Source organism: Exiguobacterium sp. GL_137 (genome assembly GCF_057834585.1).
Genome location: NZ_CM174406.1, coordinates 242203 through 256418 on the forward strand (window position 1 = coordinate 242203; position 14216 = coordinate 256418).

The 14216-nt window shown below is 48.3% G+C and carries 15 protein-coding genes; 9 read left to right on the forward strand and 6 right to left on the reverse strand.

Annotation, left to right across the window (positions count from 1 at the left end; translation table 11 throughout):
* The first annotated feature begins 15 nt into the window (after positions 1–15).
* The 4 genes from AC3IRK_RS01385 (at position 16) to floT (ending at position 3660) form a co-directional block, all read left to right on the forward strand.
* Positions 16–1215, forward strand: coding sequence for a Bcr/CflA family multidrug efflux MFS transporter (locus AC3IRK_RS01385; protein WP_489170285.1), 1200 nt, complete (start codon positions 16–18; stop codon positions 1213–1215).
* Positions 1216–1380: 165 nt separating this feature from the next.
* Entirely contained in the window at positions 1381–1632 is a 252-nt protein-coding gene (locus tag AC3IRK_RS01390) for a hypothetical protein (RefSeq protein WP_131973406.1), read from the forward strand.
* On the forward strand, positions 1622–2143 hold the full coding sequence (locus AC3IRK_RS01395) for an NfeD family protein (protein ID WP_131503264.1): 522 nt from the start codon (positions 1622–1624) through the stop codon (positions 2141–2143). Before AC3IRK_RS01390 ends, AC3IRK_RS01395 begins: the two co-directional genes overlap by 11 nt.
* Complete coding sequence (gene floT, locus AC3IRK_RS01400; protein WP_131503265.1) at positions 2140–3660, forward strand: flotillin lipid rafts scaffold protein FloT; 1521 nt, start codon at positions 2140–2142, stop codon at positions 3658–3660. Before AC3IRK_RS01395 ends, floT begins: the two co-directional genes overlap by 4 nt.
* Before the next feature lie 126 nt (positions 3661–3786).
* Here floT and AC3IRK_RS01405 read toward each other — a convergent pair whose 3' ends face one another.
* Together AC3IRK_RS01405 and lipL are read right to left on the reverse strand one after the other, a co-directional pair.
* On the reverse strand, positions 3787–4635 hold the full coding sequence (locus AC3IRK_RS01405; RefSeq protein ID WP_188005019.1) for a DegV family protein: 849 nt from the start codon (positions 4633–4635) through the stop codon (positions 3787–3789).
* Between the two features lie 17 nt (positions 4636–4652).
* Entirely contained in the window at positions 4653–5474 is an 822-nt protein-coding gene (gene lipL / locus AC3IRK_RS01410) for an octanoyl-[GcvH]:protein N-octanoyltransferase (protein ID WP_131503267.1), read from the reverse strand.
* 155 nt (positions 5475–5629) lie between these two features.
* Between lipL and AC3IRK_RS01415 the strand changes: the two genes are divergently transcribed.
* The 3 genes from AC3IRK_RS01415 (at position 5630) to AC3IRK_RS01425 (ending at position 9085) form a co-directional block, all read left to right on the forward strand.
* Positions 5630–6934 carry an HD domain-containing protein gene (locus tag AC3IRK_RS01415; RefSeq protein WP_214855771.1) on the forward strand — a complete coding sequence of 435 codons (1305 nt, stop codon included), beginning with the start codon at positions 5630–5632 and terminating at the stop codon, positions 6932–6934.
* Entirely contained in the window at positions 6931–7782 is an 852-nt protein-coding gene (locus tag AC3IRK_RS01420; RefSeq protein WP_489170286.1) for a phosphotransferase family protein, read from the forward strand. Before AC3IRK_RS01415 ends, AC3IRK_RS01420 begins: the two co-directional genes overlap by 4 nt.
* 124 nt (positions 7783–7906) lie before the next feature.
* Positions 7907–9085: a NupC/NupG family nucleoside CNT transporter gene (locus AC3IRK_RS01425; protein ID WP_114597149.1), complete on the forward strand. Its 1179-nt coding sequence runs from the start codon at positions 7907–7909 to the stop codon at positions 9083–9085.
* A gap of 88 nt (positions 9086–9173) precedes the next feature.
* Here the strand turns inward: AC3IRK_RS01425 and AC3IRK_RS01430 are convergent, their stop codons facing one another.
* Complete coding sequence (locus tag AC3IRK_RS01430) at positions 9174–9803, reverse strand: NAD(P)-dependent oxidoreductase (protein WP_489170287.1); 630 nt, start codon at positions 9801–9803, stop codon at positions 9174–9176.
* 75 nt (positions 9804–9878) lie between these two features.
* On the reverse strand, positions 9879–10064 hold the full coding sequence (gene thmT / locus AC3IRK_RS01435; RefSeq protein WP_114597147.1) for a 2-hydroxymuconate tautomerase: 186 nt from the start codon (positions 10062–10064) through the stop codon (positions 9879–9881).
* 167 nt (positions 10065–10231) lie between these two features.
* Here thmT and AC3IRK_RS01440 point away from each other — a divergent pair, with 167 nt between their 5' ends.
* A complete protein-coding gene (locus AC3IRK_RS01440; RefSeq protein ID WP_114597146.1) occupies positions 10232–10759 on the forward strand; it encodes a hypothetical protein in 528 nt (175 codons plus the stop codon).
* Positions 10760–10829: 70 nt separating this feature from the next.
* On the forward strand, positions 10830–11324 hold the full coding sequence (locus AC3IRK_RS01445) for a YwhD family protein (RefSeq protein WP_131503271.1): 495 nt from the start codon (positions 10830–10832) through the stop codon (positions 11322–11324).
* Between the two features lie 47 nt (positions 11325–11371).
* On the opposite strand, the gene AC3IRK_RS01450 is transcribed toward AC3IRK_RS01445, so the two are convergent.
* On the reverse strand, positions 11372–12214 hold the full coding sequence (locus AC3IRK_RS01450; protein ID WP_131503272.1) for a metallophosphoesterase: 843 nt from the start codon (positions 12212–12214) through the stop codon (positions 11372–11374).
* Between the two features lie 79 nt (positions 12215–12293).
* Positions 12294–13850, reverse strand: a complete 1557-nt coding sequence (locus tag AC3IRK_RS01455; protein ID WP_131503273.1) for a BCCT family transporter — start codon at positions 13848–13850, stop codon at positions 12294–12296.
* Between the last annotated feature and the right edge of the window lie 366 nt (positions 13851–14216).

Below are 14216 nucleotides of genomic sequence, written 5' to 3' on the forward strand. Positions count from 1 at the left end.
GGAAGGAGGAAAATCATGATGAACACTTCACCGATTCAAACCAAACGATTGACCCTAATCCTGATTTTAGGATCACTCGCCGCACTCGGTCCACTTTCGATTGACATGTATTTACCGGCATTTCCGGACATGTCGCGTTCATTTGGCGCCAGTGCTTCCTCGATTCAACTAAGCTTGACCGCCTGTATGCTCGGGATGGCAATCGGGCAGATCATCGTCGGTCCGCTCAGTGATGTCCGGGGACGAAAACGTCCGTTGATATTGGCCTTATTTGCCTATTTACTGGCATCGCTCGCCTGTGCCTTTGCGCCGACGATTGAAATTTTGATTGCTTTACGTTTCGTTCAAGGAGCAGCCGGTGCATCCGGAATCGTCATCTCGCGGGCGATCGTCCGGGATTTGTTCGAAGGGCCAGAATTGACGAAGTTTTTTGCGGCGTTATCACTGGTCAACGGAACGGCACCGATTTTGGCGCCGATCATCGGGGGCCAAATTTTGCGGTTCGGCGACTGGCGCGTCGTATTTTATCTGCTTGCCATCTTAAGTACGTTGATGCTGATTGCAGTCGCGTTCCGGTTGCCGGAAACCCTGCCGGTTCATCACCGGGTCGAAGGGAATTTGAAGACGACCTTCGGGACGTTTGGACGCTTGCTGTCAGACCGGACCTTCATCGGGTATGCCTTTGCCCAAGCGTTTGCGATGGGTGCGATGTTTGCGTATATCTCCGGTTCCCCGTTCGTTTTACAAAACATCTACGGGGCGAGTCCGCAACAATTCAGTTTTCTGTTCGGTCTGAACGGGATCGGAATCATTCTGGCTGCCCAAACGGCCGGACGGTTGGCCGGGCGCGTCGACAGTGAGAAAATGATGCGGATCGCCTTGACGGTCGTCGCCTTAGCCGGGATCTGTCTGTTTCTTGCGCTGACGTTATCCGACTCCTTGATTCTCGTTATGATTCCGTTGTTCTTCGTCGTTTCGAGTGTCGGGATGATTTCGACGCTCGGTTTTACCTTGGCGATGCAAAACTACGGTTCGACGGCCGGAAGTGCTTCGGCCTTGCTTGGTCTGTTGCCGATGCTTGTCGGCTCACTCGTCTCGCCACTCGTTGGCGTGATGGGGGAAGAGTCGGCGTTGCCGATGGGCTTGATCATCATGACACTTGATTGTCTGGCATTGCTCGTGTATACCTTACTGATTGTCCGAAGAAATCAATAAAAAGATGCATTCAATGAAGCCGATTCCTTTTTGAGGGATCGGCTTTTTCAGTGGAGGAACGCAGACGCAGAAGGAAAAATGTAAAAAAACCAGTCATTTTGAAACTATTTCCAAAAATAAACCGTAAATAAAGAAGAGCTCAGCACAGAAGAGAGGAGCAGGCGGATGAAAAAACGATCTTTTTCAGATACACGGCCGGTATCTGAATCAAACAATTCCCGGACACTCGAAAGTTTGCTCGCACGGCATTACGCGGCACAAAAAAAGTATGCCCGCAGATGTCAGGAAGCAGACAGTCCACGGGAAAAAGAATTAGCCGAATTGTTATATGAAGAAAATCGACATGCGTATCTTCAAACCTATCGGCAACTGTACGGATCAAATCCGTTTATCGAGGTGACCGAAGATGGACGTTAGTACGCTTTATCTGTATGCCCTTGCCGCTGCTGCCTGCGGCGTTTTATTGTCTGTCGTCTTTTCCGATTTGATTCCGGGCATCGATCAAATTTTTCATCCGACGTTAATCCTGTCCTTTGTCATTTTGACATCTGCTTTTGGATTTGGACTCGAGCATCTGACGTCACTTGGTTCGCTCGTTATTTTGCTGATCAGTGCCGGTATCAGTCTCATCTTGACGTCTTTGTTGCATTTATTCATTTTTGTACCGCTTGCGAAAGCGGAGCAATCCATCAGTTTTTCGGAACAGACGCTTGAAGGACGCAGTGCCATCGTCATCCTCCCGATTCCGGAGGACGGCTACGGTGAAATTCTCGTCGATGATGTGTCAGGACGGATTGCCAAATCCGCCGTTCTTTTTGAAGGTCCGGCTCTGGCACAAGGAACAAAAGTCATCATCATTGAAATTAAACAAGGTGTGGCGCATGTCATGACCTATCCTACGCAGTGGAAAGAGGAGATGTTTTCATGAATCCGATTATTATTGTAGCAATCATAGCCGGCGCACTGATTTTAGCGCTGATCGCCTTATTCGTCACAAAGTACCGCACAGTCGGACCGGAAGAAGCGTTGATCGTGTCCGGGAGTTATCTCGGGAACAGTCCGACCGTCAACACTGATGAATCCGGCAACCGGGTCAAAATCATCCGTGGCGGCGGAGCGTTTATCTTACCTGTCTTTCAACAAGCATCCCCGCTCAGTCTGCTGTCGAGCAAGCTCGAAGTGACGACACCGGAAGTCTATACAGAGCAGGGTGTTCCGGTCATGGCAGACGGGACAGCAATCATCAAAATCGGCAGCTCGATTTCTGAAATCGCGACGGCAGCCGAACAATTCCTCGGTAAATCAAAAGAAGACCGGGAAGGCGAAGCACGGGAAGTCCTTGAAGGGCACTTACGGTCAATCCTCGGTTCGATGACAGTCGAAGAAATTTACAAAAACCGTGATAAATTCTCACAGGAAGTGCAACGTGTCGCGTCACAGGATTTAGCGAAAATGGGACTGATCATCGTCTCGTTCACGATCAAAGACGTCCGCGATAAAAACGGTTATTTGGAATCACTCGGGAAACCGCGGATTGCCCAGGTCCGCCGCGATGCCGATATCGCAACAGCCGACGCAGAAAAAGAAACACGGATCAAGCGGGCGGAAGCTTCAAAAGATGCGAAAAAAGCGGAACTTGAACGGGCAACGGAAATTGCGGAAGCGGAAAAAGAAAATCAACTGAAGATGGCCGATTACCGCCGCGAGCAGGATATCGCAAAAGCAAAAGCCGACCAAGCGTATGACCTTGAAAATGCCCGCGCTCAGCAGGAAGTCACGGAACAACAAATGCAGATCAAAATCATCGAACGTCAGAAACAAATCGAGCTCGAAGAACGTGAAATTCTCCGCCGCGAGAAACAATACGATGCGGAAGTCAAAAAACGGGCCGACGCCGATCGTTACTCCATCGAGCAGGCGGCCCAGGCCGACCGGGCGAAACAATATGCGGAAGCCGATGCGACGAAATACCGGATTGAAGCCTCTGCGAAAGCCGACGCCGAACGGATTCGTCTCGATGGTCTGGCGAAAGCGGAAGCCGAACGGGCGCAAGGGGAGACGGAAGCGGATATCATCCGTCTGAAAGGTCTCGCGGAAGCGGAAGCGAAAGAAAAGATCGCGCAAGCATTCGAACAGTTCGGACAAGCGGCGATTCTCGACATGGTCGTCCGGATGATGCCGGAATATGCGAAACAGGTCGCAGCACCACTCGGCAACATCGACAAGATTACAGTCGTCGATACAGGGAGCGGCGAAGGCGGCGGAGCAAACCGGGTGACCGGATACGCAACCGACTTGATGGCGTCATTGCAGGAGACACTGAAAGCGTCATCCGGCATCGATGTCAAAGACTTGATTGAAAACTTCTCGGGTAAAGGAACGGCGAAACCATTGACGGTCAACTTGAATCAAGGGGAACCAGTTGTGTCCGGCAAATCTGAATGAAACCGAACTCGAATTTAATGACTTCGTAAAAGGTTATTTTTAATAAAATAACTAAAAAAATCCGAATGCTCCCATCCCTCTATCCATAAGAAGAGGTGGAGACATTCGGATTTTTTAAATGACGAATCAGGCCGGTAAATCATAGCCGATGACGATTAATCCGGGACCGGTGTGCGAGCCGATCGCCGCGCCGGCAATCGTAATTAAAACTTCGCTTGGTGCGAACTGGGTTTCAATCAACTGTTTCAGTTGTTCCGCGCGTTCGATCGAGTCGCCGTGCCCGATGATGATGCGGTGTCCATCGATCGACGGACGTGCTTCTTCCATCCATTCGACAATCCGGTTCATGACTTTTTTCTGACCGCGGATCTTTTCTTTTGGAATCAGTTTCCCGTCTTCGACCGTCAAAAGTGGAAGAATCGACAGTAAACCACCGATGAAAGCACTGGCCCGCGAAACACGGCCGCCCCGCATCAGGTATTCGAGCGATTCGACCGTAAACAAATGACGGACGGTATTGATTTTTTGTTCGGCATACGCTTTTGTTTCCTCAAACGAATGGGTTTTCGCAAATTCAGCGACATCTAACACGAACAGTCCTTGACCGGTCGAGGCTGTTTTCGTGTTGATGATGGCATAGGGGACATCCGGATACGTTTCAGCAAGTTCTGCTGCGAGCATCGTTGCGGTTTGATACGTACCGGATAGTTCGCTTGAGAAAGCCAGATAGATGAACGATTCACCTTGTTTAAAGTGTTCTGTAAAGACTTCGACCATCCGTGACACTTCTACTTGAAACGTCTTTGGTGCCGCCCCGTTCCGCATTTTTTCATATAATTCGACCGGTGAAATCGATTCGCCGTCGAAAAATGTCTCTTCGTCAATCAACACGCCGAACGGCATGACGGTGAAGCCGTAAGCGTCTAGTAATTCTTTAGGTGCATCAGCACCGCTGTCAGTAATAAAACGTACCATGTTCGTTCTCTCCTTTATCAACCTAGGACTTTTTCATTTCGATCCAACATCCGACCCAGGTTTACACCGAAGCGTTCGTTCTCGACCTCGCTCAAGACGGACGGTGTGAGTGTCGCGCCAAGTTCCATCAAGGAGCGGTAAACACGTACCAAGCAGTCTTCGACCGTGAAGGGGAGTTGCAACAGCTCTTCCAAAGAGGCCATTGTTTCGGGAACGACTGTCGGATACACGAACTTGGTCGCTTCTCCTTGTAGGGCGGCAGCATAAAAATCACGGACAAGTTGCGCCCGGGCACTGCCACTGCCGTTCACGCAGAGGTAAATTTGAACCGCGACGCCTCCGCGGACACGCCGCTGTGAAATACCGGCGAACTTTTTGCCGGCAATCGATAAATCATAGGATCCGGGGCAATATGATCCGACGACCTCACCGGCGACGATGGCATCGGTTTCTTCGGCGAACATCTGCCGGACAAGGGCGAGCATTGCTTCATAGCCGCTGTCGATATCGATTCCACCGCGTTCCGGGAGGACAAGCGAGATGTTCAGGACACCGGCATCGAGCACGACGGCCAGCCCGCCGGAATTGCGGATGACCGGTTGAAAACCATGGGCGTGTAAGACGTCGATTCCATCATCGAGATGAGGGAGACGCGCATCTTGAATCCCAAGGACAACCGTTTCATGGTGGACCCAGGAGCGGATGGCGGCACCCTCTGTAGCGACGGAGGCGCACAATGTATCGTCCATCGCAAACGATTGTGTGGCATGAAAGGTGTTTCCGAGTGACGTTTGATCAAAAATACGATAATGTTCTTGTTTTAAGAGTTCGATTCCCATAGGCTCGTTCCTTTTTTTCTAGATTTGCGACATTATTATAGCATACGGCAGTGTAAACTTTTTAATAAGAAGCCAGTGAAGCAACAGGAACGGACCGTTTCAAACCGAACTATGAACTATACCGATCGAGAACGAGCTACTAAAGGAGAGAGTGTATGTATCAGTCACTGGGACAGCTAAAAGAAACAAAAGTATTCAAGGATCCCGTTCATCGCTACATCTATGTCAGCGACCAATTGATTTGGCAATTAATCGGAACAAAAGAATTTCAACGTCTCCGCCGGATTAAACAGCTCGGCACATCATTTTTGACGTTCCATGGAGCCGAGCATACCCGTTTTCATCACTCGCTTGGCGTGTACGAGATTACCCGTCAATTGATTGATGTCTTTAATGGTCGCGCCGATTGGGACGATCAGTACCGCGAATTGACACTCGTCGCCGCACTCTTGCACGATGTCGGTCATGGTCCGTTTTCCCATGCCTTTGAAAACGTCTTTGGTGTTGATCATGAAGAATGGACGGAACGGATTATCCTTGGGGATACAGAAATCAAACAGGTCCTCGATCAGGTCGGGGAAGGATTTGCAGAAGAAGTCGCGTCAATCATCAACAAAACCCATCCTAATCAATTGCTTGTGACGATGATCAGTTCCCAGCTCGATGTCGACCGGATGGATTACTTGTTGCGGGATGCACATTTCGCCGGTGTCAGTTACGGAAAGTTTGATCTCGAACGGATGTTGCGTGTCCTGCGTCCGGCACCGAATCAGATGGTCGTAAAGCAGTCCGGGATGCATTCGATCGAAGATTACATCATGCGGCGTTATCAGATGTACTGGCAGGTCTATCTCCATCCCGTGACGCGTTCGAGCGATTACTTATTAAAAGCGATTCTTGAGCGGGCAAAAGAACTGTATACGGGCGGGTATGCCTTCACGATTGATCCGGTCCACTTAAGTCCACTTTTTACACAACAGATGTCGCTGAAGAATTATTTGGCACTGGATGAGACGATCGTCTACTTCTATTTCCAGCAGTGGGCAGAGGAAGAGGACGCCGTATTAAGCGATTTGGCACGCCGGTTCGTCGACCGGAAATTATTTAAATATGTGGATTATCCGGCAGAAAAGCGCGCGCGTGTCCATGAGAAACTGTGTACGTTATTTGAAAAAATCGGGCTTGATCCCACTTATTATCTGCTCGAAGACAAGCTCAGTCGCCTGCCGTACGACTTATATGGAGATAATGGCGAAATCAGTAAACAACCGATCATGCTGCAGATGAAAAATGGTCAGATGAAAGAGATCTCGCAAGTCTCGCCGCTCGTTCAGGCGATTGCCAATTCACGTCAGACGGATGAAAAGCTATTTTTCCCGCAGGAAATCCTGCATGACTTACGGGAATTTGCGAACGAGAAGATGCAAATCGATCAATTGTTACTTGGAGAAGAAATATGAACAATATCATCGCAACCATCTTAAAGTATGCCGGCTTGGAAGGGAAAGCGGTTATCCCCTTAAAAGGAGCGACTTCCTCGTACGTGTTTCGAGCGGGGAATAGTGTTTTTCGAACTCATACCAATCCTGCCTGGCTAAAACAGGAACCGGACCTCGTCGCGCACGAGGTCTTTGCGTTACGGGCGACCGGTAGATTAGGGCCGGATGTCGAAAATTATCAATTGACGTGGGAGGGGGAGATTCCCCCATGGATTCAAATGACGTGTTTACCGGGAGACGTCCGACTCGAACCGTTAAATCGAGCGTACCTCAAACAATTGGCAAAAACGTTAGTTGCGATTCATCAACTGCCGGTTCCAGAAGCCTTGTACCGGTATGCACCATACGTGACAAAGCGAACGGTTCCTTTTTGGACAGTTCAAAAGGAGATGTGGCAACGGGCTGTGGCAGAACCGCCGGCAACGAGTCAACAAGTTCGATTCATCCACCGTGATTTTCATCCGGTCAATGTGTTATACGAATCAGCTGAAAAGTATAACGTAGTCGATTGGATTAGTGCCTGTGTTGGACCCATTGAAGCAGATGTCGCCCATTGCCGATTAAATCTGGCATTGCTTGAATCGGTCGAAGCAGCAGATCAATTTTTAGCTGAATATATTGCCTGCAGTGGATTTTCGTACGATCGGAAATGGGATTTAACCGCTGTTTTTGATTTTGAACCGTACACCCTCGATGTTTATCCCGGTTGGAAAGCATATGGGAAGGCGAACATCAGTCAGGGCAATGTTCGGGAACGGATGGAAAACATTGTATTGAAAGTTTATGAAAATGACGAAAGCGGTTACTAAATGAACTTTACCCCTTGCAGTTCTTCCGAATGTTGATTATTGTAGTACTTGGGAAAGAGATTGAACGTCAGACCTCGTACTTATGTACAACTGATAAAATAAACTATGGATTGAGGGATAGTTCGTGAAATATTTAATCGCAATACTGGGACTTGTCATCGTGTTTGGTTTGGCATACCTTGTCAGCAGTAATCGTAAAAGCATCAAATTGAAACCGCTTGCGGTCATGCTAGTGCTTCAGCTTGTCCTGGGATACATTCTGTTGAACACGTCATTCGGCTATATCGTCATTAAAGGGATCGCTCAAGTCTTCGAAAAATTGCTCAGTTATGCCGCGATCGGTATCAACTTTGTCTTCGGTGGATTAGCGAACGAAGGCGCGCAACCATTCTTCATCAACGTCCTGTTGCCAATCGTTTTCATCTCGGCTTTAATCGGAATTTTGCAGTTCACGAAAATCCTGCCGCTCTTAATGCGCGGAGTCGGGTTCGTCCTTTCGAAAATTAACGGAATGGGACGACTTGAGTCATATAACGCCGTAGCGTCAGCAGCGATCGGTCAATCAGAAGTATTCATCACGGTTAAAAAGCAAATTGGTAAATTACCGCCTCACCGTCTGTATACATTATGTGCGTCTGCGATGTCGACAGTTTCGATGTCAATCGTCGGTGCATACATGACGATGGTCGAACCGAAATATGTCGTCACAGCAATCGTCTTGAACCTGTTTGGTGGATTCATGATCGTTTCAATCATCAATCCGTATACAGTTGATCCAAAAGAAGACATCTTGGAAATCGTGGAAGAAAAACAAACGTTCTTCGAAATGCTCGGCGAATACATCATGGATGGATTCAAAGTCGCAATCATCGTCGGCGCGATGTTGATCGGATACAATGCTTTGATCGGCATGGTCAATGATATCTTCTTGATGGTTCTCGGCATCTCGTTCCAGGATATTCTCGGCTACATCTTTGCACCATTCGCTTTCATCATGGGGATTCCATGGGCGGAAGCAGTCAGTGCCGGTAGCATCATGGCAACGAAGTTGATTACAAACGAATTCGTCGCGATGCTCAGCTTGCCTGAATACGCAAAAGAATTCTCGGCACGGACACTTGGAATCGTTTCGGTCTTCTTAATTTCATTCGCTAACTTCTCGTCAATCGGGATCATCGCAGGTGCTGTTAAAGGACTGGACGACCGCCAAGGAAGTGTTGCAGCGAGCTTCGGTCTGAAATTGCTTTACGGAGCAACACTCGTCAGTGTCTTGACGGCAATCGTCGTCAGTATCTTACTCTAAATCGCATACGAATGGCAGATCTGTCATTTCTTAAAACAAAGCAGGACCCGACTAGAAAATCGGGTCCTGCTTTTGGTTTCTACTATTTTTAGCCGCGTGAAGCAATTCCGACCCGTTCGCGATGGAACAGCCCTTCATCGTAAACGTCATAAGCGAAGCGGGCGACATTGATGCGGGGGATTGGACCGGTTTCGTGGGTGAATCGATTGGATTCAATCAAGACGTCCTCGATCGCATCTTCTTCGACGAGTTGTGTCGGACAAATGATGGTATAGTCGACATCTGCGTCTTTTAACGTCAAGTAGGCTTTGAGATGATCTTCAGCTGCAATCGTCGAGCGACGACGGGATTCACTGGATTGGAAACGATATTTTCCCGGTTCTTCCGAAGCATCAAGGATGCCGGCCGTTCCGACGAACACGATTCGTTCGATTTGCTGTTCTTTCATTTTAATGATGAGGTGGGGAACCGCAACAGAAAGAATTTGTTTTTGATCGGTTCCTAAACAGCTGAAGACGGCAGTCGTCCCAGCGATGACCCTTTCGAGATCGTCTGCATCCGTCGCATCTCCTTTTATAACCGTCAAGTGGGGATGGTCAGGTAGTCCATGCTGCTCCGATCGGACAAGGACCCGGACGTCATGTCCTTTCTCCAATAGTAAATCCAGTAAAGGCCGTCCTGTACGTCCGGTTGCCCCAAGTAAGCTGACTTTTGCCATGATGATTCATCCTTCCTGTGATAAGTATATGGAACAGGAGGAACGACGGGTTAAATCGTTCCTCCTGAAAAGTGTTTATTTGTCGGCGAACATGACGCCGGCTTGACCGTAATCGGTTTTCTCCATCTCTTCGATGAAAACCGTAATATTTTCTTTTGGCGCATCGACGGATTCAGAAACGGCTGCTGTGACTTTTTCGATCAAAGCACGTTTTTGTTCCACTGTGCGTCCGGATAACATTTTAACAGTAACGTAAGGCATGTCAGATTCCTCCTCTTAGCATAAGTACAATACGCCCTCAGTATACCGTACGCCACCCGGGTTCCGTCAAACCGCACATTGAAATTGAAAAAGATGGGTATAGAACAGGAATAGTCTGTCGGAAGCAAGAAGTAGTACTTAATAAATGATGAGGATGAGGTGAAGGCATGGAGATGGAACCGGTGATTCGTAAAAAAATCCATACGCTACTGATTTTTGACCGCGCTTTACCAGAAGACAACACATACCCGTTATCAGGCGCAAAAGGTCTCGAAGTCGCAGATGTCTTATTTGATCAAAATATTCCGTTTGGACGGCTCGTGACGGATAAGGAATTGGCAGCGCTTGTCGGAAATGAAGAAGCAAAACGCTACGGGATGTTGACGTTGCTTCGGGATGAGGACCGCTTCAAGCCGATTTTTCAAAATCGTAAACCGACACCTGATATTGAAGACGAGTTGGCAGAGCGGATTCGGGAACTGGCCAAGCAATTACGGGCGATTCGTTCGAAATGTTCATCACTGGAGCGGATTGTTCTGTTCGGTCGTGCCTCGCAAACGTTGTATGACCGGGCATTGGTGCAACTGGAAGAGTTGAATCCACCTGCTCATGAAGAACTCACGTCCCTCGAATGTCTGCGGTTACCAACGATCCGTCGTGTCACCCGGGAGCAGCTTGAGACACTCAAGCGGTAAACGAAGGCTTGCACCGACTGTTGGATGCGGTATGATAGAAGCAACAGTAGTAAAAGGGGACAAGTAAACGATGGAAAAGAAAATTAACTTCAATATCATTTCAGATAACTCAACGGACGGGCATGGTGGATTTGGTGTCGGAACACTCAGTCTGAACAGCATGTCACCGGTCATCATCTCGCCGGAAGACGGTGAAGCCTATATTGATATGGGTGCGATGCATGCGAAAGCAGCTATCGAGAAACGGATTAAATTCACGACGGACAAGGCGGATTCACCAAACGGAAAGCTGTACTGGATCGTTTGGGTGACGGTTGGCCGGAAACCGGAAGGATTTTATTACGGTGGCGTCGCAGCGTGTGACCTGTTAGTTGATGTCGAAGCACGACGCGGCTTTAAGATTTTAGCAGATCATGTCAATAAGATGGATAAATCGTTAAAAGGACGGATTGTCGTCGATCATATGGACGATACATCGAAACACTTGTTGCGTGACTTCCTGCAAACACATAAACCGGAGATGTGGGAAAATGCTGAACCTGAGTTGCATGAAGCGCTCACTTAAAAATAAAAGTGCCGACTCTGTGAAAGAGTTGGCACTTTTTTGATTGATTATCTGCGTAACGTCACGACAATTAACTCAGGGTGATTAAAGATTCGGAACGGAAATAAGCTGTTGCCGAGCCCACGGCTGATGATCAACCGTGTGTTCTCCATCGTATGCTGTCCAGCTGTCAGTTCAGGGAAAAAGCCTTGACCGGGAGCATACATGCCGTCCGTGAACGGTAACCGGATTTGTCCGCCATGGGCATGACCCGATAACACCAAATCGACTTTCCGTTCCGCGTACAACGGTAAATATTCCGGACGGTGCGCCATCAATAGTTGAAAAGCACGGGGATCAGCAGTCGACTGGGCTTGATCGAGACTTTGCCGGATGCCATCCGGCTCCTGCAGCCCTTCACTCCAACGGGTCGTCGTCGGATCGTCAATTCCAAGCAACTCAATGAACTGACCGTCTCGTTCAAGCGGAACGGACGTATTTCGAAGGACGGTGACGCCAAGTCGTTCAAGCTTCGGTAAAATCGTCAAATTCAGACGGACTTCATGATTGCCTGTCACGAAATAGACCGGATAGTCCGGTATCAGCTGTTTCATCAGCTGAAGTGCTTCTTCTTCTCCATTACGTCTTGAATCAATCAAGTCACCGGTCATTAAGATGACATCCGGCTGCAGTTTATTCACTTTTTTCAAAAGAACCTTTTGACGGGAACCAAAGGATTTACCATGCAGATCGGCAATCTGTAAAATCTTATAGTCATTAAACGCAGCAGGCAGTTTATCCGATTGGACCGTTACTGCCGTCGTGTCGATTTGATTATTTTCCCGGTACAAAAACCAGCTACTGAGAGCGAGAATGCCGATGGGAATAAACCATTTTTTCTTGACGCGCAAGTCCTCACCCCTTTTCTTGTATTCAGCATACCAAAAAGACCCTGACTTCCGCCTGACGGAAGACAGGGTCTGACTGCAGTTAGGCTTCTTTTTTCAACTCGTCGGCTGATTTCGCAGCATCCGGTTCATTGGACAGATCCATGAACAGGGCAATCACCATCATCCCGACAACGAAGATGAACGGGAAGGCGGCAAGGACAGCTGCGGCCTGCAAGGCGCTGAGTCCGCCTGCGTACAAGAGAACAGCTGCGATTGACGACTGGATGATTCCCCATGTCAATTTGATGCGGAGACTCGGCAACAGACTACCGCCGGAAGATAACATCCCGAGGACGTACGTCGCGGAGTCGGCAGACGTGATGAAGAACGTCGTGATCAAGAAGACAGCAATGATACTGAGGAATGTTCCGAGACCACCGAATGTTTCGAACAAGGCGAACATACCGGTTTCGACTCCTTTTTCGTTGACCGTTGAAATGAGATCAACATTGTTGAACAGTTCGTTCCAAATCGCAGATCCACCGAAAACAGAGAACCAGAGCAGACCGAAAATTGTCGGTACCAGCATGATGCCAAGTACGAACTCACGAATTGTCCGTCCTTTTGAGACACGGGCGATGAACGTTCCGACGAACGGCGACCAGGAAATCCACCATGCCCAGTAGAAGATTGTCCAGTCATTGATCCATCCCCGTTCATCGGGATTGAAGGCTGACGCCCGGAAGCTCATTGTCGGTAGGTTTTGCAAGTAAGCACCTGTCGTTTGAACAAACAGATCCATGATGAAGCTGAACGGTCCGAGGAAGAGAACCCCAACCATCAAGAGGATCGCCAAGACAATATTGGCGTTGCTCAAGCGGACGATTCCTTTATCAAGACCGGAAGCGGCACTCATCATATAGAGGACGGATACGACTAAAATGATGATTAATTGGGTCATGAAGGAGTTCGGGATGCCGTCGACAAGGAAGTGAAGTCCACCTGAAATTTGTTGGGCTCCGAGACCGAGTGACGTGGCAACACCAAATGCCGTAGCTACAATGGCAAGTACTTCAACTGTTCCTTTACCGGCCGCTTCGTACTTCGGTTTCATCAGGGAAGCAACGGTATCACCGATTGTGGCCGGACGTCCTTTACGGAACGTCGAGTAAGCGATGGCGAGGGCGACGACCGCGTAGAGTGCCCACGGATGCAGACCCCAGTGGAAAAAGGAATAACGCATGGCGAGTGGAGCAGCTTCTGTTAAATCATTTGTTGCGACCGGGGGGGTATGAAAATGGGTCAGTGGTTCTGAGACACCCCAAAAGACTAAACCAATCCCCATCCCGGCACTGAATAACATCGCGAACCATGAGATAAGACCGTACTCGGGACGATCGGAGTCCTTACCGAGTCGGATTGAACCAAAACGTGAAAAAATTAAAAAGATGGCAATTAATAAAAAGGCACTCATACCAAAAAGATAAAGCCAGCCGAAGCCGTTCGAAACAAAGTTTTGAGCGATGCCTGTGACATTGCCAAGATTTGCGGCACCAATGAGTGATTCAGGTAAGATTCCCCATATGGTAAAGAGCACACAGAAAATGACAGAGATGATAAAGACATTCGTAATTTTACTTTTTCGTTTATTTTCCATCGTGATCAACACCTTCTTTCGAATTTTACATGTAGTTTTGTAACTCTTTTAGACAACGACATTAGTAATACCCGTGTCATTTGAAAACAAAACCTTATCACGCAAGTTCTAACCGTAACAAAGATGGAGCAGACTGGCAAACCGAAATGGGTAATGATGGGAAGGGGACGGACAGTAGAAAAACTAACGAAATTCAAATAAAGCCTGAAATGACGGGTCTGAATCAAGGGGATAGAAAAGGTTGAAATGATCGAATTATTTATTATTTCCCGCTTCAGATGTTTTGTAACATGCATTTCAGATACATTGATGAAGCAAAAAAACAGACGGAGTGAAACGGGTTTGATATCGTATCAGGTAGTCATC